Source organism: Taylorella asinigenitalis MCE3, from assembly GCF_000226625.1.
Lineage (GTDB): Bacteria > Pseudomonadota > Gammaproteobacteria > Burkholderiales > Burkholderiaceae_B > Taylorella > Taylorella asinigenitalis.
The window spans coordinates 262,174-283,687 of record NC_016043.1 but is presented as its reverse complement, the minus strand read 5'-3'; the positions used below and the strand labels follow the sequence as shown (position 1 = coordinate 283,687).

Sequence of the window (21,514 nt, the reverse complement as noted above, 5' to 3'; positions counted from 1 at the left end):
GGCCACAAGGCCCTGCATCCATCTACCAGAATTTAATTTTTCCTTCAAGGCCAACAGTCCATTGTTTTGTAGTAGGTTTAATTCCAGCGAATCCTCCGATACCCCAATGGCGTTTCTCAAGACTTGTACGTCCAAGAATCTCGATATCTAAAGCCCCTTTATTATCTTTACTCAAGTCAGTCCAATCGTTTTTCGCTTGTGAAATGCGTACTTGCATTGGGTCACGATTGTATGCAAAATCATAACCAGCAGTCACGTTTAGTCGATTAACAACACGACCATCAGCTAACTCAGTTTGATGTTCTAGACCGAAACCTACTTTTGGTTTCAAGGTGTAGTAAGTCGCCTCATTCACATCTAAACGAAGGTCACCACTTTCACTGAATTTGTAGATTTTTCTAACACCAAGATCAAGACCAATTGATGGGCTAACCAACAAACTAGGACTTACACGCTTATTCCACGCATAATTCATATCCACAAAGCCACCAATCATTTGGCTTTCGCCTGTGCTTTGGAATTTCTCACCTGAGACAACAAATTTACGTTCCATCTCACGCATGCTTGCCTCTCCGCCTAAACGCAATGAGAATATGCTTTCTCTGTTATGGCCAAAGCCTTTCGCATAATGCATGCCGAAGTATAGAGATTGAGCATCTTCTTTACTTCCGCCCATATCATTAAATTTGATATTATCGCGTGCATATCCAAAGAAAAGCCCAGCCTTATCGCCTAACTTAACAGTCTCTTTTTGATGCACAAGCATAAAGCCACGAGCATTTCTCTTATGACTAAATAAACCTGCTTCATCAGTGTTAAATTCACTGTATTCTCCAAACACTTTTAGCTTAGTCGCATGTTTAGTACTTGTATCCCAATCAAGGATTTGATTAAATTCTCGATCGAATAAGTTTTTAGTCTCTGTATATCGACGATTTTGTGTAGCATACTGATACCCAGAAATCTCATCAACCGCCTGCATAAATAAACCAAGCTCAGATGCTCTAAATAGATTCATCTTGTTGAAGAGTTGTTTTTCATTAGAATCAAGCTCAACATCAGAATATCTATCTTCCAATCCTTTAAGCAGGTTATGATGTTTGTTTCCTTTATCTACATAATGGTCATAAGGTAATTTAACCAAATACACTTTGCCCAATTTAGAACCAGCATCCGCAGAATTGGCTATAGTAGCCCAATGCAAGGCATCAGTCTTAACATAAACCTCTTTTGGAGAAGTGCTTAAAATCTGTTGATTGAATGGCTCAATAATAGATGCATCCACTTCGATTACTTTGCTATTAGTATGCACAGATGCTTCCGTACCCACCACTAAAGTCATAGCCTTTTCGCCCTGTGGATCTAATACTAAGTTTTCTATAGGCTTAGTAAAGCGTTTACCAGAAGTATCTACGTACATAGCAAGATCTTCAGGTTTACCAAAGTTTGCAGCAGGTGCATTATATCCATTTAATCTGGCAATGATCTCGTCTTGTGTCAAAGTCTCAATGCCTTCCAATGGATCAGTGATCTCTACCATCTTGTCAGGGTCCATTGCATTCGGAATAACAGCTACATTTACCACACGGCCCGCAGCTAATTTATCAATATTCAATGTTTCTGTATGACTTCCTATTTCGACATTAACATCGTACTTTGAGCCTGAGCCATTTGAACTTTCATATTCTCCAGGCTTACTATCAGAGGCAATGCTTCCGCCATTGTTTACAATATCTGCCGCTTCCACAGCCGTCTCTTTAACAATTATGCGACCATAGTTTTTAAGCAATGCACCGCCTTTAACGTACATACCGATAGAGTTTTTAGCATGTAGTTCAATCACGCCAGTTTCGCTATTTTCAATAGTTGCACCTTCAGCTGCGTACATACCTATAGCACCTGTTGCACTTTGATTTACTTTAATCATGCCTTTGTTAATAGCCGTAGATCCAGCCCCAGCTGCCGCTAAACCAATGCTTCCAGCAGCATCAATCTCAATAGTGCCATTGTTCACGACATGCCCAGTATGAGTCGCACCGCCTAGAGCAAACATGCCTATGCTATACAATGAACGCTCGCCTTCAACCCTAGTCACATACGAAAGTCCTGGTTTAATTGTGCCTTCATTAATGGCAGATTTAGTATTGTTTAGCTCTCCTCTTGATAGGATGGCAATGTTCCAGTAGCTATTGCTCATATCAATATTGCCACTAGATTTAAGGTCACCAGCCACAAAAAAGCCTATATTACGTCCCTTGCTATTTGGTCCGTCAAAAGCTTGTGCAGTCGTAGTAATGTTTGTCTTAGCTACTATGCTTGAGTCAGGACTGTCGCTATATAAGAATATAGAGCCGTGACTTAGTTGGCTAGATGGAGTATTCACGGTCACTGTATTATTAGAACCGCTTATAACATAAGGGATGGAATAATCCGCTTGCGTAATAGGACTATGATTAAGAGTTACGCTTGTACCAATACCTCGATGAAGCACACCAACCGTTTGTTTGCTTATAGTATCTTCACCCTCAGCAAGCACGAGTTTGCCTTCTAAGTTTAGATTACCTGTGGCAATGATACCGGTCCCTTTAGTCCCAATATTTAATTCAGAAGCATTGTTTGAATTAATATCATGACCAACTATGCCAACAACATTTCTCCCAGCTTTAAGCAACCCATTATTGTTGATCGTATAGTATTTGCGATCTGAATAAATGGCTACTGATGGGTGTTGAGCATTATCTGGTAAATCTCCAATAGAGATTTCTCCAGTATTTGTAAATACGCCTGTGTGGTTATTTACATTACCCTCTGCGGCTCCTGTTAAATGGACAGCAGCATTATTTTCGCCTTCAAGAGAAATTTTGCCTGCATTATTCCATACAATATCTTGGTCTGCTTGAGGGTCTATAAAAGAGACAAGCCCAATCAAGCCATCTCCATATCCTTCTATGCCACTACCAGCAGCGATATTAAGATTATATAGATTTAGAGATTGCACACCGATACTATCAGAAATTCTATTAACGGATGTACCCATTAAAATTTTCTTATTCATCGATAAAGTACCAACTTCTAGTGGCAATATACCGATGGTTTTATCAGCTTTTAATGAGATTTCTCCATGTTGCTCTAATGTACCGACATTGCGTGCACCTAGTGCTTTGGTACCTTTAGATTCCATAACAAGATTACCACGACTTATAAAGCTAGCATCAGCTTCATAATTCGCTTCACGACGGAATAGCCCGATACCGCTTTCTCCACCCTTGATAGTCACATTTGCCTTCAAATCGATAATATCATTTGGCAATGCATCCTTCTTCACATGATGAAAGAACATGCCCATATTATTGTTTCCTGTGAGCGTAAGATTCACAGGGTTCTCAGTTATGATGCGGCTATCAGAACCAGTCACATAAGCGACTATAGAGTTATTGCCCTCTAATTGGACATCTGTTGCTAGCTTAACTTCACTTCCTTCACGAAGTAGCAAGACTACACTTTCGTTTAAATTCTGAAGAGGTGCACTCAATGGTTTTGCAAATGTGTATTTCGCTTTTTTAGTTAAATTGATTAAATTTAAACCTGCTTTCGGACTATTACTTGTTATGCTGGCAATGTCCAAGTCGGCTTTCGTTGCTTGATTTAAATCTGCACCGTCGATAGAGTAGACGATATTAATGCCATCACCTACAGCCGCATCTATAACAATATTTGGATTTGTTACTATTGAGCGACCTACAAAATTATTATTGTCCTTATCTTTAGAGAATTGATAAGCTGCAGCACCATCGGCGAAGAATGTAATTGTAGAACCGTCATCTTGTGCATTACTATCAAGAAGCTGAACGCCTATAGAGCTTTTGCCTACATTGATTTTAGTGCTTGTATCAGCAGTGTAATTTAGATTTTCTAGATAGACCGCAATACTTTTTGATGCCTTAGAGAAGTCGATTGTGCCCTTATTAATCACACGTTTATGTTTAGCCCCTTGATTCTCAGGGATATCATTATATTTGGCGATTATACCTATGAAGTTTTCAGGTTGTGTCGCATTAGTTTTAGTCGATATGGTACCAGTATGAGTAATATCGATACCACCGTCACCTAAGCCAGCATACCTTGGATCTTTATAACGACTTTGAGCGATAATTCCACCAGAATTTTTATCCAGAATAATTGACCCTGAATTTGTTACGGCACTACCACTAGCAGAATAAATACCGAGATTGCGTTTTCCTAATACTTCGATAGTACCTTCATTATTAAGGGTTACGAAGATACCAGCCATAGCCATTGTGCTTTTAGCTGGCTCGGAATCACCAGTTAAGTGTATATTGCCTCGGTTTATGATTTTGATATCATCAAGAGTACCAATCTCTTTAACATTATCAATTTCCTCAACAAAGTTAACTCCTACTAATCCTGTTTGTCCTGGCTTAGTACCGTCAATTGTGAAACCTCCTTTTAAAGCTTGAGATGTAGATACAATATTGATTTTATAAATATCATCAAGTGGCAAACTACTAGCATCAGATCCATCCATATCTAGGTTAACATCTTGGTCATACAAGAATGAGCCTCGATAGATAGAGTAGAACGTGTAACGAGTTTCTCCCGATGGAGTCTTAATCAAAAGATTGCGACCAAAGTTAGGAGTTTCAGTTAGAGGGTCAGGGATACTTGATAAATAAATTTCCCCACCCTGAGGTTTATAAAGAGCAAAGGCATTGCCACGGACACCAAGGTTTAACTCAAGCTTAGAGCCATCATTTTTGGAATTGATAAGCATTTTATCCATATACCTATCGATACCAATAACCCTGCCTTTAACAACTTTCGCACTCTTTAAGAAAAATGCATATGCCCCGTCAGAAACTTTAGCGATAGTGTTGTAATTAGTAGCTGTAGGGTTTTGATTCGCTAAATCATATATGCCAGTAGGTTCATCCACTGTGCCAGGCCTGTTCGTATTTACGAAGAGAAGCGTGTTTTCGCCAGTAGCTGTGAGTACAAGGCTGCCTTCTGAACTTGGTGTCAAGTGGATAGTGGACGAGTCCGAATAAACACCCATACCGCCGTCGGTCACTTCAGCATTGCCAGCGCGGAGGGTTGTGACGGTATTTTCGCCTTTAGCATAAATTGCAATACTCTCTGATCCGCTAGCTTTGATAAGGGCCTTAGTCGGAATATCAATATTTGTTGTGCTTGGACTAAGCGTCAAATTATTCGCTGGCAATGCAGGTGCCGTCACTCCCGCATCAGGAGCCTTCATCTCAAACGTGCCTTCATTATGCAGAGCAATGGTTCTCATACCGTTGACCACTGTCTCGCCCTGAAGCACACCAGAAGACTCTGGCAATACAATCATGCCCACCAACGGGCCTTGCGACGCATTCGATAAACTAAGATTAATTTTTCCGCTATTGTAGATTTGACCACCATCTTTAGCGACCATACCAAGGATATTTTTGCCGTCGAATGGGGTGTTAATGATCTCGCCTCTATTAATTGCAGATGCATTGCGAGTTTGATCGGCAGCTGTGAAAAAGCCGGTTTCAGACCCCTCAGCCATCATACCGATACTATATGAGCCTTGAAGTTTAATTTTTCCCGAGAAATCGTTGACTACCGAAGTTTCATATTCGCGGCCTTCAAATTCCCTATTGTAAGATGCGTTAAGAAAACCTTTATTAGCGGCACTGACCTGTTTTGCATACAAAGCGATATTGTAAAGCGGTTCAGTACCATCTCCGTGAGTGTCGGGCTGCGTCTCAATTTCTACGATACCTTGGTTAGCGAAATTGGTGCCTATATCTACGAAAACTCCAACTGAGCCTTCAATATTATCTTGAAGACGAATTACGCCAGTAGGTGAATTTTTAGCTGTGTTGTAGTTAAGAGAAACGAATTTATTTTTCTCCATAGCAGGGTCTACATTTATACCCATGCCGATGGAGTGATCGGCTTTATCCACGCCATCTGGATTACGTCTTAAGACGATGGAGCCTTTATTTTCGAAAGCTGAATATTTTGTAGATTCAGAGTATTCCTGAGCTGACCATTTCATTGCATAGGAATCATGGCCACTAATTAGAATCTCTCCACGATATTCTTTTGTGTTATTAGATGGGAGAAGCCCTAAACCAGCTTGATTGATTAGGGAGGTATTATTATAGAAAATATATTTTGGAATATATGCGAAAAGGCCAACACTATTCTCGCCTCTTAGATCAACAGATCCGTAATTGTGCATTTCACCATTAACATTATTTTCTTCTTCTATTTTTGCGATGGCGATTTTATAACCTAAATATCCATCCGTACTTTTTCTAATGCGATATTCATAGAAGTTTTGGCTTTCATTGTATGTAGTCCAATCACTTACAGAACTTGGAAGTCTTGGACCGATTAAAACGGATTTTCCTTCATTAGGCCCACCAACTTTACCTAAAACATCCTCTTCAACAATATTGCCTTGATCATCTTTATATTTGATTGTATTAAGAAGATAACCTTCGCTATCAACAGGCATATTGATAACATAGTCTTTATCTTTTTCGTACTTATCGGTGATTGAGCCATAATTTATAGATACGTTACGGTTAGGACCAGCATCTTGATTAGTAATACCAAATACAAGTGGGCCTGCCAAACTTAATTCATGACCCTCGATAAAGTTGCCGCCATTGTGATTGTCATACTCATACCCTCTACTTCCACCGACAAAAAAATATTGATTATTTCTTCTTTTATAAAAGTTAGGTATGTTGGATCCAGAATCAGGACCAGATTTTTCCCAATCTGCACGACCTAAAGTTTGACCATTATTAAATGTGGTGGAATCCTCATTGAATGAATCAATATTAATTAATTTAGTTGCTGTTCCATTCAACATTTTATCTTCAAGATTTTTTGGTTTATAAGTAGATTCATCTAAATATGCGGCTTTGAAATATAAATGTTCATTATGTTTATCCGGATACTGAGTTGACCAGGTATGATGAATTAAATAAAAATGAGGGTCGGTGTAAGGAGTACCTATATTAGTTGAATAACCAAGTTGTGAATTCTGACAAAAATTACAGTCAGAAAAAGCCAAATACACATGCGGAGCTGGTGACGGCACAACAGGATTTTCCGCTTTCGGAGTTACGATGGTAAAAGACGGAAATATTACATTTGGATTCAGTCTAACATCTGGTAATTCTGTTGGTGGCAATGCACCCGTTGCTTTCGAAAATACCAATGAACCTATAATTGCATCTTTATCAAGATCTAATTCATCTCTATTTAATAGACGATTACTAACCTTAGGGTCATAGTCGAGACTTACATCAATTTCTGGTAATTTGCTTAGTTTGATTGGTGATGACTTAATTACTGGTGTGTGAAAACCTGAAGCATAAGATTTGTATTTTTCACCCTTGTTTGCAAAAGATCCACCAAACCAATAGTTCAACCCGAATTGCCATTCATGCTCCCAAGGTTTAACTACTTGTCTACCTTGTTCAAGAAGTTTATATTGCTCATTTTTAAGAGCTGACCAATCTTGACCTGACTTTCTATTAAGAATATTTTGTAGATTTTGGTATGCTTGATTTGCGTTTTGCGAATTTTGATAAGCTAACTGATTTTGAGCTAATGCTTGACTTGAATAAGTAGCAGATAATGCAACTATTGCATATACCATTGCTTGGCTAAGTGTAGATTTCTTAAAAACTTTATTTGAGTTACTACGTAAAATGTATGTATTAGACTTCTTCATAATAGGCACTCTAAAAATTAATTTGTTTGGTTGCTGGTAGATGACTTATTCAAAGTCCATTGATCACAACTGGTGTTTACGATTGGTGAATTGACAATCCATGCATTATTTTTTTGCTGTTCGTGCCAGTATTGTGCAGGTTGATTCTGAGGAATAGAGGATATCTGATGACATGTATCGATATTCTCTATAGCTGATAGCTCTCTATTAACGCGAGACCATTCGTAGAGCATTTCATCAACCCTACCATCTTCTTTATAAAGCTCATTTAATTGGGAATCTACTGTTGAATTAGACTGGATATACAAATCTCTTTTATTACTAGCCATACGATTTGCAATTAAGCTATTTCTACTATTAAGAAGAACATAAATTCTGTCTACTTTTTTAGAATCATCCCTCATAGAACCAACATAGTTATTTCTATTTTGCATACAGATTTGGTCGTTATATTTTTGATTTTCTGAGTTAGATTTAAGTTGACCATTAATATCTGTCACTTTAAGACAGTACCTATCCAATCTATCCAGCTCTCTATAAAAGGTTCGATCAGCTAGTTGCATTAATTGGCTATTAGGTAATTTTGTTCTATCGATTGAAGTTTGATAGTGTTTACTTTGGCTCTGACAACCTGAAAGCAGAGCACTCAATAAAGCCACTGGCAATATGAGTCTCTTTTTAAAATTAATATCCCTTATAACTAAAACATTCATAGACCACCCTTACAAAACTCTATCTAGGTAACCACTTGTAGCTCTTATATACAAGATGAAACCATGTATTATATGTTCTGTACAATACTTTAACAAAGTGATTACGATATATTTCTGATTTTTTTAGTAATGCGGTTTTTTTAAGCAACAAAAAAGCCCTCTGAGGTGATACCTTAGAGGGCTTTGAGTATAAGGAGGGTTGTTATTATTTATAAGGGGTATATGAATAAAAGAGCCTGACAATGACCTACTTTCACAGGTGTCCACCCACTATCATCGGCGCTAAGGTGTTTCACTGTCCTGTTCGGGATGGGAAGGAGTGGGGCCACCTTGCTATTGTCGTCAAGCTACAAACTGGTTATGGCTTTTTTTATCTTTAGCCATTTGGAAGAAGCACTACAAGGTGGGGTTGAGAGTCTTAGATTGCTATTATGTTTTTCTCTCTATATATTCTAATTTAAGCGACCCATAACACTGATAAAGTTATAGGATCAAGCCTCTCGGGCAATTAGTACTGGTTAGCTACATGCATTACTGCACTTTCACACCCAGCCTATCAACGTTCTAGTCTCGAACGACCCTTAAAAGGAGCTTTACGCTCAGGGATACCTTATCTTCAGACGAGTTTCCCGCTTAGATGCCTTCAGCGGTTATCTCTTCCGTACGTAGCTACTCGGCAATGCCATTGGCATGACAACCGATACACCAGCGGTACGTCCACTCCGGTCCTCTCGTACTAGGAGCAGCCTCCGTCAAGTATCCAACGCCCACGGCAGATAGGGACCAAACTGTCTCACGACGTTTTAAACCCAGCTCACGTACCTCTTTAAATGGCGAACAGCCATACCCTTGGGACCGGCTACAGCCCCAGGATGAGATGAGCCGACATCGAGGTGCCAAACACCGCCGTCGATATGAACTCTTGGGCGGTATCAGCCTGTTATCCCCAGAGTACCTTTTATCCGTTGAGCGATGGCCCTTCCATTCAGAACCACCGGATCACTTTGTCCTGCTTTCGCACCTGTTCGACTTGTCTGTCTCACAGTCAAGCACGCTTTTGCCAATGCACTATCAGCACGATTTCCGACCGTACCTAGCGTACCTTCGAACTCCTCCGTTACACTTTGGGAGGAGACCGCCCCAGTCAAACTGCCCACCATACACTGTCCCCAACCCAGATCATGGGCCAAGGTTAGAACCACAAACAAACCAGGGTGGTATTTCAAGGACGGCTCCAAAAGTACTAGCGTACCTCCTTCTTCGCCTCCCACCTATCCTACACAGGCCGGTTCACGATCCAATGTAAAGCTACAGTAAAGGTTCATGGGGTCTTTCCGTCTAGCCGCGGGGAGATTGCATCATCACAAACACTTCAACTTCGCTGAGTCTCAGGAGGAGACAGTGTGGCCATCGTTACGCCATTCGTGCAGGTCGGAACTTACCCGACAAGGAATTTCGCTACCTTAGGACCGTTATAGTTACGGCCGCCGTTTACTGGGGCTTCGATCAATAGCTCTCACCACATCAATTAACCTTCCAGCACCGGGCAGGCGTCACACCCTATACTTCCACTTTCGTGTTTGCAGAGTGCTATGTTTTTAATAAACAGTCGCAGCCACCTATTCTCTGCGGCCTCTTCTGGCTACTCACCATACAAAGGCATACCTTCTCCCGAAGTTACGGTATCAATTTGCCGAGTTCCTTCTCCTGAGTTCTCTCAAGCGCCTTGGAATATTCATCCCGTCCACCTGTGTCGGTTTGCGGTACGGTCAACTTGTAATTTAACGCTTAGAGGCTTTTCCTGGAACCACTTCCTGTGACTTCAAAGACCTTAAGTCTTCTGCGAATCATAGCCTTGAATCCTTTGACCGGATTTGCCTAATCAACTTCTTGGCTACAATACCGAGCATATCCAACAGCCCGTACACATTCCGCAATCCGTCCCCCCTTCACATCACAAGCCGGTGTAGGAATATTAACCCACTTCCCATCAGCTACGCATCTCTGCCTCACCTTAGGGGCCGACTAACCCTGCGCCGATGAACGTTGCGCAGGAATCCTTGGACTTACGGCGAGGGAGCTTTTCACTCCCTTTATCGCTACTCATGTCAGCATTCGCACTTCTGATACCTCCAGCAAACCTCTCGATTCACCTTCTCTGGCTTACAGAACGCTCTCCTACCACGCATCCGCTCTTTCAAATCTTCTGAAAATTCAATTAAGGTTAATCTTACCTTTATTCCTTTTTTTCAAAAAACTTAAAAGAGCGGATGCATCCGCAGCTTCGGTAACTGGCTTAGCCCCGTTACATCTTCCGCGCAGGACGACTCGATCAGTGAGCTATTACGCTTTCTTTAAAGGGTGGCTGCTTCTAAGCCAACCTCCTGACTGTCTATGCCTTCCCACTTCGTTTCCCACTTAGCCAATTTTAGGGACCTTAGCTGGCGGTCTGGGTTGTTTCCCTCTTGAGTCTGGACGTTAGCACCCAGTGCTCTGTCTCCCATGATCGAACTTGTCAGTATTCGGAGTTTGCCATGGTTTGGTAAGTCGCCATGACCCCCTAGCCATAACAGTGCTCTACCCCCAACAGTTATTCATGAGGCACTACCTAAATAGTTTTCGGAGAGAACCAGCTATTTCCAGATTTGTTTAGCCTTTCACCCCTATCCACAGCTCATCCCCTAATTTTTCAACATTAGTGGGTTGGGTCCTCCAGTACCTGTTACGGCACCTTCAACCTGGCCATGGATAGATCATCTGGTTTCGGGTCTACACCCAGCGACTATAGACGCCCTATTCGGACTCGCTTTCGCTACGCCTACCCTATTCGGTTAAGCTTGCCACTGAATGTAAGTCGCTGACCCATTATACAAAAGGTACGCCGTCACCCCAGACTTAAAGACCCTACTAAATTTGTAAATTACATCGCTTGCTATTTACTTTGGAATATCTTTAGTGATGCCTTAAGGCATTCCTCACTTCTTTTAGTTTCCTTATCAAATATATCGATTCTATTTACTTTGGAATATCTTTAGTGATGCCTTAAGGCATCACAAAGAACCCCTAAATTGCAGGACCCTTAAGTCTAGGGCTCCGACTGTTTGTATGCACACGGTTTCAGGTTCTATTTCACTCCCCTCCCGGGGTTCTTTTCGCCTTTCCCTCACGGTACTGGTTCACTATCGGTCGATCACGAGTATTTAGCCTTGGAGGATGGTCCCCCCATCTTCGAACAGGATTACACGTGTCCCGCCCTACTTGTTGCAACGCCTAGTACCATAACTATAGTTTCGTCTACAGGACTATCACCCTCTACGGTCTCACTTCCCAGTAAGTTCGACTACTACAATTACTATCTCGTTGCGGCTCATCCAATTTCGTTCGCCACTACTTTCAGAATCTCGGTTGATTTCTTCTCCTCGAGTTACTTAGATGTTTCAGTTCACTCGGTTCGCCTCCTCACCCTATGTATTCAGATAAGGATACCTCCTAAAAAGAGGTGGGTTTCCCCATTCGGATATCTGCGGATCAATGCTCATTTGCCAACTCCCCGCAGCTTTTCGCAAGCTATTACGTCCTTCTTCGCCTGTGATCGCCAAGGCATCCACCATGTGCACTTAGTCACTTGATCCTATAACTTCATCAGTGTCTATCTCTCATCATATATCTCTATATGATAACTAACACTAACACTTCAGTCATAAGTCTCTTATAACCATATCACTTATTGAAAAAAAAGCCCTTTTAAAACTTTTTTTTCATTTTTTTTGAGTATCGCGTTAATTTTCTTTTCTAGCCGCTCATCTTAGAATATTCTTGATTTCTATTTTGAGAACTTATAAAAAAACTTACAGCTTTCGCATTCAAATTTCTTTTTGTGTGTTTTTTTAATTTTGCAATCACAACCCATAAAAAATTTAGACAGCTATGTAAGCACTACCTTATATCTGTGACTCCTTAAAATCACTCTCTATAGGCTTATACGTACTCACACAACCATTCTTTTGTTGTTTTACTTGTTGTGCTTCTTCCAAATTGTTAAAGAACAGCCTAAAGTAATCTCTCTTTCTTGTTATTTATTGCTTTTTAAAAAAAGATACTTTATTAATTCACTCTTTCTTTCTTTTTAAAAAAGAGCTATTAATAAAATACCCTAAAATCCATTCTCAGAGGCTTAGGCTTAAAAATTAAACCACTTAAAGAATACCGCTTCAAATCATGGGTGGTGGAGGATGACGGGATCGAACCGACGGCCTCCTGCGTGCAAAGCAGGCGCTCTCCCAACTGAGCTAATCCCCCACATTCTTTTTTTCATACTCTCTCTTTCTTTCTTTATAGAGCATCTCTATGGTGGGTCAAGCTGGAATCGAACCAGCGACCCCCGCCTTATCAAGACGGTGCTCTAACCGACTGAGCTACTGACCCATAAATGAACTGTTCAACAGCCGATAAGCGTGGATACTTAAAAATATGCCAAATTTTTGGTTCTCTTTTTCTCTTAAAGGAGGTGATCCAGCCACAGCTTCCGCTACGGCTACCTTGTTACGACTTCACCCCAGTCATGAATCCTACCGTGGTAATCGCCCCCCTTGCGGTTAGACTAACTACTTCTGGTAAAACCCACTCCCATGGTGTGACGGGCGGTGTGTACAAGACCCGGGAACGTATTCACCGCGACATGCTGATCCGCGATTACTAGCGATTCCGACTTCATGCAGGCGAGTTGCAGCCTGCAATCCGGACTACGACCAGGTTTGTGAGATTAGCTCCACCTCGCGGCTTCGCATCCCTCTGTCCTGACCATTGTATGACGTGTGAAGCCCTACCCATAAGGGCCATGAGGACTTGACGTCATCCCCACCTTCCTCCGGTTTATCACCGGCAGTCTCATTAGAGTGCCCTTTTACGTAGCAACTAATGACAAGGGTTGCGCTCGTTGCGGGACTTAACCCAACATCTCACGACACGAGCTGACGACAGCCATGCAGCACCTGTGTTTCGGTTCTCTTGCGAGCACTCCTAAATCTCTTCAGGATTCCAAACATGTCAAGGGTAGGTAAGGTTTTTCGCGTTGCATCGAATTAATCCACATCATCCACCGCTTGTGCGGGTCCCCGTCAATTCCTTTGAGTTTTAATCTTGCGACCGTACTCCCCAGGCGGTCAACTTCACGCGTTGGCTTCGCTACCAAAACCATTTAAGGTCCCAACAGCTAGTTGACATCGTTTAGGGCGTGGACTACCAGGGTATCTAATCCTGTTTGCTCCCCACGCTTTCGTGCATGAGCGTCAGTATTATCCCAGGGGGCTGCCTTCGCCATCGGTATTCCTCCACATCTCTACGCATTTCACTGCTACACGTGGAATTCTACCCCCCTCTAACATACTCTAGCTCGGCAGTTAAAAATGCAGTTCCAAGGTTGAGCCCTGGGATTTCACATCTCTCTTTCCGAACCGCCTGCGCACGCTTTACGCCCAGTAATTCCGATTAACGCTCGCACCCTACGTATTACCGCGGCTGCTGGCACGTAGTTTGCCGGTGCTTATTCTTCAGGTACCGTCAGCATCCTAGGGTATTATCCTAAAACTTTTCTTCCCTGACAAAAGTGCTTTACAACCCGAAGGCCTTCAATCGCACACGCGGAATGGCTGGATCAGGGTTGCCCCCATTGTCCAAAATTCCCCACTGCTGCCTCCCGTAGGAGTCTGGGCCGTGTCTCAGTCCCAGTGTGGCTGGTCGTCCTCTCAAACCAGCTACGGATCGATGCCTTGGTAGGCCTTTACCCCACCAACTAACTAATCCGATATCGGCCGCTCCAATAGTAAAAGGTCATCGCTGATCCCCCTCTTTCCCCCTCAGGGCGTATGCGGTATTAGCTACGCTTTCGCGTAGTTATCCCCCGCTACTGGGCACGTTCCGATACTTTACTCACCCGTTCGCCACTCGCCATCAGGAAAGCAAGCTTCCCTATGCTGCCGTTCGACTTGCATGTGTAAGGCATTCCGCTAGCGTTCAATCTGAGCCAGGATCAAACTCTTCAGTTCAATTCCTGCTATATCTATATTTATCGCTTACTTTTATTGCTTAAAACTTCAAAAAAAAAGAATTAACTTCTCAATTAAGACTTCAACTATAAACCACTCTCTTTTTATTATTGGTCATAAGTAAAAATCTCTCTTGCTCTTATCTACTCTCTTTTTCTCTTCACATTTATAAGCGTAAGACTTGATGTATTAAAACCTAACATTTAACAAAATCAAGTACCCACACTTATCGGCTGTATTAATTTTTAAAGAACATTTTTTTCACTACCACCCACACACAAAATTCATATGTAATAAATTCGTAAAATGTGGGAAAAGTGAAAGATTATTAATATACATAAAACTTAAAGTCTTTGTCAAATCTTTTTAGCGTTAACCCTAATTTAAGCTCCAAATCATGTTGCGTTTATGCATATTTCAACGCCTCGCATCACACACCCGAAGCACCGCAAGCCTCACGAATGAATCAAAATCTGTTTGCGGAAAAAGGAGAAAGGTCGAATGAGGGGGCATTGCCACAGAGAAGATCTGCAATCAAAAGGCCAGTAATAGGGCCAAGCGTCAGACCAAGATGACCATGACCAAAAGCCAAAAAAGCATTATCGGCCTTGGATTTGCTAATCACGGGAAGCGAATCAGGCATGGAAGGCCTAAATCCAAGCCATTTACTCTGCATCTGCCCCAAATTCTCGCCATAAAGCGAGCGCACCGCAGATTCGTGCTTCGTCACAAGAACATAGTGAGGCTTTGCGTGAAGCCCAGCGAACTCCACACTACTCGTCACACGCAAAGAGTCATCTCTCGGAGACATCACGATAGAGCGCTCACCCCAAAGAATAGGTGCTGAAGCGAGTTTCGAAGCATCCGCCTCTATCTCCATATGATACCCGCGCTCAGTGTCAAGTGGAATATTAGACCCACATTCAGCCACCAATCTCCTAGACCACGCACCTGCAGCAATCACAAATGCATCCGCATCTATCATATGCGTTCCACTCAAAGCATGCGTAATCACGCCATCGTTCATCACAAGCTTACTTATTTCAGCTATCTCCAATCTACCGCCCTGCTTAAGAAAATATTCACCTAAAAGCTCGACATATCGGCCAGGATTGCGAATTTGTGGGCACTGGGGCGAATAAACGGCGTGCTTGAAGCGCATTCCTCCAGAAATCAAATTCGGCTCGCGTGCGTAAAATTCGTCTTGCGACAAATATTCATATTCGATGCCATAATTTGCGGCCATCTCAAAACCCGCTCTAGCAGCGGCATAGCCCGTATCCGTCTCAAATGCTTTGTACCATCCATTGGGCTCAATCATACCTTGCACACCCGCAGCCTGTGCAATTTTATAGTGTGCTTCTGCGGCCGCTAGCAACAATGCATTCAATGCTTCGCATGCATGAGCGACCTGCTTTTTATTTGCGGATTTTGCAAACTTTATAAGCCAAGGCAGCATTTGCGGCAAATAGGTGGCCCGCAATGTTATAGGCGTATTTTTGCTAATTAAAAGAGAGGGTATGCTTCGAATAAGCTCTGGGGTGGCAATGGGTCCGTATTCAGTTACTGCGATTACTCCACCACCAATCACTAGAATATTCATAATGTGTAAAACCGAAGTACATTGCCACCCAAATCTTATATTTTTAACTTAATGTAAATCAAAAAATATTAGGGTTTTACCTATTTGTCATTTTTTAGATTTATACTGATAACGCATGTTAATCATTGGAGTTAAATATGGATACTAATAACGTCCAATCTCACCAAAAACGATCGTTTTTTGGCCCCGAAAAATTCCCCTTATTCTTATTTATTGGATTCGCCGCACTAATCGGTATTCTGCTACTGCCTACGCCTGAAGGACTTTCACCAGCAGGTCACCGCATGTTAGCGATTTTGGTATTTGCTATTATCGTGTGGGTTTCTGAAGCCGTATCTTATGAGGCAAGCTCAATTATTATTATGGGGCTTATTATATTCCTTGTGGGTTTATCTCCTTCACTCAAGGACCCGACAGTGGAATGGGGCGTTAAAAGTGCCTTGACTATGGCCTTAGCTGGTTTTAGTAGCTCTGGACTTGCATTAGTAGCAGCGGCATTATTTATCGCAGCTTGCATGACGTATACAGGCTTAGATAAACGTATCGCCCTTAATACCATGAATCTTGTGGGTACAAGTACAAAATCCATTTTCTTCGGAATGATTCTTGTAACTATCATTCTATCTTTAGTTGTACCTTCTGCTACTGCACGTGCCGCAGCGATGATTCCAATCGCTATGGGTATGGTTGCTGCATTTGGTGTGGAAAATAAATCTAAACTTGCTGTAGGGCTTATGATTCTGGTGGCTGAGTGTATCAGTATCTGGAACGTAGGTATTCAAACAGCCGCAGCACAAAACTTAATTACTGTAGGCTTTATGACTGAGTTGCTAGGCGAACGTGTAGCATGGATTGATTGGTTAATTGCTGCATTGCCATGGTCAATTATCATGTCATTTGTACTTTACTTTGTAGTTCTAACCTTCTTCCGTCCTGAAGTTAAAAAACTAGAAGGCGGTAAACAATCTGTTCGTAAGCAGCTAGATGAAATCGGTCCTATGACTTCCGATCAACTTCGACTTTTGATTGTTTCCACTATCCTAATTGGATTTTGGGCTACTGAAGGTAAATTGCATAACTACAGTACTGCAGCTACAACAATCGTAGCCCTAGGTGTTCTATTGATTCCTAAAATCGGTGTAATCAATTGGAAAGAAATGCAAAAACGCACACCATGGGGTACCTTGATTGTATTCGGTACTGGTATCAGTTTAGGTAGCTCTATTCTTAAATCTGGTGCAGGTGAATGGTTAGGTAATCAAATCGTGGTTTGGACAGGATTGGATACTCTTGGACCATTGATGATTTTTGCAATCCTAGCTGCGTTCTTAATTATTATTCACTTAGGTTTTGCTAGTGCAACTGCACTTTCATCTTCAATGATTCCTATTGTGATTTCTATCCTAAAAACTATGCCAGATGGATCTGTGGATCGTCTAGGTATGACCATGATACTAGGTTTTGTAATTTCTTATGGTTTCATACTTCCTGTAAACGCTCCACAAAATATGGTATGTTTAGGTACAGACACATTTAATGCAAAACAATTCGCAAAAGTTGGTATCACTATTACTATAATTGGTTACTTACTGATGGTTCTATTTGCAGGAACTTACTGGGATTGGTTAGGTCATCTAAAATAATACTTAGGATTATCTAACAAACTCGCTTATCTAAGAGCCTGATGTATTCTGCATTAGGCTCTTTTTTATGGATTGATTATGTTTGAAATTTTTAGAGCTCTCAAAAATGGTTTTGAAACCATGTTTCACCCAAAAATGATATTTGCTGCGTTTCTGCCATTAATTGCCAGTGTCGCAGCCTTCGTTATATTTTGTATTTTCATATGGTCGGATATAAGTTCATGGCTTATTACATCTACAAGTGATTGGTGGATCTTAAATCAAATTGGCATACTCTTGAATGATGTGGGACTTAATGCTGGTGGCTTCGGAGAGTTTTTTGCTTGGATAATCACTTTAATTTGCGTTATTGTGTTGAGCTTAATTATTGGGCTTGTAATAGCAGGTATTTTAGTGACCCCGCTTGCCGTAAATCTTATTAGCAAAAATCATTATCCCTACCTTACTCGTGATGGTAAATATGCTACTGGAATCAGTATATTGAATTCAATTAAAGTGACAGTAATCTTCGCTTTAGGATGGCTTATAACATTGCCACTTTGGTTGATACCTGGGCTCTCCATCGTACTATCCCTATTTTGGATTAGCTATGCATACGCAAATATGACCAAAGTGGATGCCATCGTTGAGCATGCAACTCCAGAAGAGAGAAAATATGTAGTTTCAAATTATAAAAGTGGCTTTTGGATTATTGGATTTATATGTGCTTTGCTGTCTTTAATTCCATTATTAGGCCTAATCATGCCCGTGTATTCTATTATCTCCTGCACACACTACGGCTTAGCATTACTCGATAAAATCCGTAAAGATGGACGCGAATTGACTACAGTCCCTGCCAAGTAGAAGTTTCGGGCAAATCAAATCCAAAAAGTGCTAGTATGCGGTCTACAGAATGATCGACTATCTCGTCGATGCTTTGCGGTTTTTGATAGAACGCTGGCAATGTCGGGAAAATCACGCCCCCCATTTCTGTAACGGCCGTCATATTTCTCAAATGAGCGAGATTTAAAGGAGTCTCTCTTACCGCAAGCACTAATCGGCGTCGCTCTTTCAGATGCACATCAGCCGCTCTCGATAGCAAATTATCGGCCAGCCCATGTGCACACGAAGCTAAGGTATGCATCGTGCATGGCAGAACAACCATCCCAATACTAGCCGCTGAGCCGCTTGCAAGCATATCCGACACATCCCTGTATCCGTGCGTATAATCCGCATGCTCACAAAACTCCTTGCGATCCATACCAAGCTCGTGCTTTATCGTAATCAAGCCAGCTGGCGACACAATAAGATGCGTCTCCACGTCTTCCACGTCTTCCACGTCTTGCACATCTCTGATCGAGCGCACCCTATCCAAGAGCCTAAGAGCGTATATAGCACCAGTCGCCCCCGTGACTCCGACAACCAATCTCTTAGTCATTCAAAACGCCTGTAGGCTCAAGCACTTCCTTAAGTTCGCCGCTCTCAGCCATCTCAAGGATAATATCGCAGCCGCCGATAAATTCGCCGTTCACATAAAGTTGCGGAATAGTAGGCCAGTTTGCGTATTGTTTAATGCCCTCACGCACTTCCTGATCATCAAGCACATTTACGGTCGCAAGTTTCTTCACGCCTACCTCACGCAAAGCCTCGACCGCCCTCATCGAAAAGCCGCACTGCGGGGCATTTGCCGTCCCTTTCATAAAAAGAATGACAGGATTTTCGCTTAAGATTTTTTTAATATATTCTTGAATTTCGCTCATCTAAATCTCCATTTTTCCTAATTGTACCTACAAAATTCAGGCTTCACGTTATAACCCCACAAGTGACCCTGTCATGCCCTGCTAAGTCCCTATGCGTTTCTATCTTGTGGCAATGCCCCCGCCCCATAATCTCTCTCACAACTTCACCCTGGTCCCACCCATGCTCAAACGCAAGCATCGCCCCAGATCGCATAAATTCGCGAGAACGAGAAACAATATCACGGTATGCGTTCACGCCGTCATTGCCACCGACAAGAGCGGACAATGGCTCGAACCGCACATCTCCGCAACTCAAGTGCTTATCATCTGCACGAATATATGGCGGATTCGACAGCACTAAATCGAACGCCCCTATCTCAGGTGGCAATGCCTCCCACCACGACCCCGCATAAAACTGCACCGCAACTCCGTGCTTTTGAGCATTCCGAGCGGCCGTCTGCAAAGCCGCATCCGACACATCTGTCGCATATACTTCGCACGAATCGCAATACCGTGCAATCGAGATGGCAATAGCACCACTACCCGTCCCAAGATCAAGCACCCGAGCGGGCCTCGCAGGTTCTCGTGAGCGTGATCGTGATTGTGAGCGTGAGCGCTCGTGCAAAAAAGACAAACCCAACTCGACCAAAATTTCCGTATCAGGACGCGGAATCAAGACACTAGGATTTACCTCAAACTCAAGGCCCATAAACTCACGCACCCCAAGTATGTAGGCAATGGGCTCGCCCGCATTTCGCCTATCTGCAAGGCTCTCAAACTGAAGCCGCTGCTCATCAGAAAGCACCTCATCATCGTGCGTTAGAAGCCAAACGCGATCGACACCCAAGACATGCCCCAACAATAGCTGGGCCTCCAATCTATCGAGCTTGCATTCCCGAAGAGCCGCTGCGATAGAGACTCTTGACATTATTCGTCGCCTAAAGCCGCAAGCAATTCCGCTTGCCTTTCGCTAATCAAGGCATTAGTTAGCTCATCTAGCGAGCCTTCCATTATTTGTGGCAACTTATAAAGCGTAAGATTAATGCGATGATCGGTAACGCGGCCTTGCGGATAATTGTACGTGCGAATCCTCTCCGAACGATCGCCAGTACCTACCAGACTTTTGCGCTCTGCCGCTTCCTTACTTTGCTGCTCCTGACGTTGAATATCATTGATACGAGCCGCTAAAACGCTCATGGCACGAGCTTTGTTTTTATGTTGCGACCTATCGTCCTGACACTCCGCAACAATGCCCGTTGGAATATGCGTAATGCGAACGGCGGAGTCGGTTTTATTAATATGCTGACCACCCGCACCACTCGCACGAAACGTATCGATACGCAAATCAGCTGGATTTAAAACTACTTCCGCCAATTCATCGGCTTCTGGCATAACGGCCACAGTACAAGCAGACGTATGGACACGGCCTTGCGATTCAGTTTCTGGAACGCGTTGCACACGATGAGCTCCTGATTCATATTTAAGTTGTCCGTAGACCCCATCCCCTTCTATTCTGGCAATGACCTCGCGATAGCCCCCTAGTTCCGATGGATTCTCCGACATAAGTTCAACTCTCCACCCCTTTTGCTCTGCATAGCGGCTATACATGCGAAATAGATCGCCTGAGAATATGGCACTTTCATCTCCACCCGTGCCAGCACGAATTTCTAGGAACACACTTCGTGCATCATCTGGATCCTTAGGCAATAATTCCAACTGCAGCTTCTCTTCTAGCTGCTCCAGTCTCTCTTTTGTAGCCTTCATCTCCTCTTCACCCATCTCTTTGAGTTCAGGATCGGACATCATTTCTACTGCAGCTTCTAGATCACTCTCAGCCGCTTCAAACTCCTTAAACAGAGCCACTACTGGGTCAATCTCACTTCTTTCGCGTGAGAGCTTACGGAAGCGATCCATATCGTTCGCAACATCGGGTTCTGCCAATAGGGCATCAACTTCAACAAGTCTTTGACTTAACTGCTCCAATCTGGAGCGCATAGAATCTTTCATAATAAAAAGGAAAAAGAA

The 21,514-nt window shown here is 42.6% G+C and carries 9 protein-coding genes, 2 tRNA genes and 3 rRNA genes; 2 read left to right on the top strand and 12 right to left on the bottom strand.

The features are described from left to right. Positions 1 to 22: 22 nt before the first annotated feature. From TASI_RS01360 to TASI_RS01325, 8 genes are all read right to left on the bottom strand, one after another. Positions 23 to 7,768: an autotransporter domain-containing protein gene (locus tag TASI_RS01360; RefSeq protein ID WP_044977899.1), complete on the bottom strand. Its 7,746-nt coding sequence runs from the start codon at positions 7,766 to 7,768 to the stop codon at positions 23 to 25. A 17-nt stretch (positions 7,769 to 7,785) separates the two neighbouring features. Continuing rightward, positions 7,786 to 8,481, bottom strand: a complete 696-nt coding sequence (locus TASI_RS01355) for a hypothetical protein (protein WP_014110958.1) — start codon at positions 8,479 to 8,481, stop codon at positions 7,786 to 7,788. 234 nt (positions 8,482 to 8,715) lie between these two features. Further along, a 5S ribosomal RNA gene (gene rrf, locus TASI_RS01350) occupies positions 8,716 to 8,828 on the bottom strand. Between the two features lie 140 nt (positions 8,829 to 8,968). Further along, positions 8,969 to 12,112: ribosomal RNA gene (locus TASI_RS01345) — 23S ribosomal RNA — on the bottom strand. A gap of 592 nt (positions 12,113 to 12,704) precedes the next feature. Further along, positions 12,705 to 12,780 (bottom strand) — tRNA-Ala (locus tag TASI_RS01340). A gap of 49 nt (positions 12,781 to 12,829) precedes the next feature. Continuing rightward, positions 12,830 to 12,906 (bottom strand) — tRNA-Ile (locus tag TASI_RS01335). A gap of 75 nt (positions 12,907 to 12,981) precedes the next feature. Beyond that, a 16S ribosomal RNA gene (locus tag TASI_RS01330) occupies positions 12,982 to 14,525 on the bottom strand. Together the 16S, 23S and 5S rRNA genes with 2 tRNA genes alongside form the textbook arrangement of a ribosomal RNA operon. Before the next feature lie 466 nt (positions 14,526 to 14,991). Next, positions 14,992 to 16,128 (bottom strand): NAD(P)/FAD-dependent oxidoreductase, encoded by a 1,137-nt coding sequence (locus TASI_RS01325; protein ID WP_014110957.1) that lies wholly within the window; start codon positions 16,126 to 16,128, stop codon positions 14,992 to 14,994. Between the two features lie 137 nt (positions 16,129 to 16,265). Between TASI_RS01325 and TASI_RS01320 the strand changes: the two genes are divergently transcribed. Together TASI_RS01320 and TASI_RS01315 are read left to right on the top strand one after the other, a co-directional pair. Further along, a complete protein-coding gene (locus tag TASI_RS01320) occupies positions 16,266 to 17,771 on the top strand; it encodes a DASS family sodium-coupled anion symporter (RefSeq protein WP_014110956.1) in 1,506 nt (501 codons plus the stop codon). A gap of 78 nt (positions 17,772 to 17,849) precedes the next feature. Beyond that, positions 17,850 to 18,614, top strand: a complete 765-nt coding sequence (locus tag TASI_RS01315; protein ID WP_014110955.1) for an EI24 domain-containing protein — start codon at positions 17,850 to 17,852, stop codon at positions 18,612 to 18,614. Here the strand turns inward: TASI_RS01315 and TASI_RS01310 are convergent. The 4 genes from TASI_RS01310 to prfA are packed head-to-tail and all read right to left on the bottom strand — an operon-like array spanning position 18,595 to position 21,496. Next, positions 18,595 to 19,188 (bottom strand): UbiX family flavin prenyltransferase, encoded by a 594-nt coding sequence (locus TASI_RS01310; protein WP_014110954.1) that lies wholly within the window; start codon positions 19,186 to 19,188, stop codon positions 18,595 to 18,597. The genes TASI_RS01315 and TASI_RS01310 overlap by 20 nt on opposite strands. Further along, positions 19,181 to 19,510: a Grx4 family monothiol glutaredoxin gene (gene grxD / locus TASI_RS01305; RefSeq protein ID WP_014110953.1), complete on the bottom strand. Its 330-nt coding sequence runs from the start codon at positions 19,508 to 19,510 to the stop codon at positions 19,181 to 19,183. The genes TASI_RS01310 and grxD overlap by 8 nt, the downstream gene beginning before the upstream one ends. Before the next feature lie 43 nt (positions 19,511 to 19,553). Next, complete coding sequence (gene prmC / locus TASI_RS01300; RefSeq protein ID WP_014110952.1) at positions 19,554 to 20,417, bottom strand: peptide chain release factor N(5)-glutamine methyltransferase; 864 nt, start codon at positions 20,415 to 20,417, stop codon at positions 19,554 to 19,556. Further along, a complete protein-coding gene (gene prfA, locus TASI_RS01295) occupies positions 20,417 to 21,496 on the bottom strand; it encodes a peptide chain release factor 1 (RefSeq protein WP_028884647.1) in 1,080 nt (359 codons plus the stop codon). Before prfA ends, prmC begins: the two co-directional genes overlap by 1 nt. Positions 21,497 to 21,514: the final 18 nt, after the last annotated feature.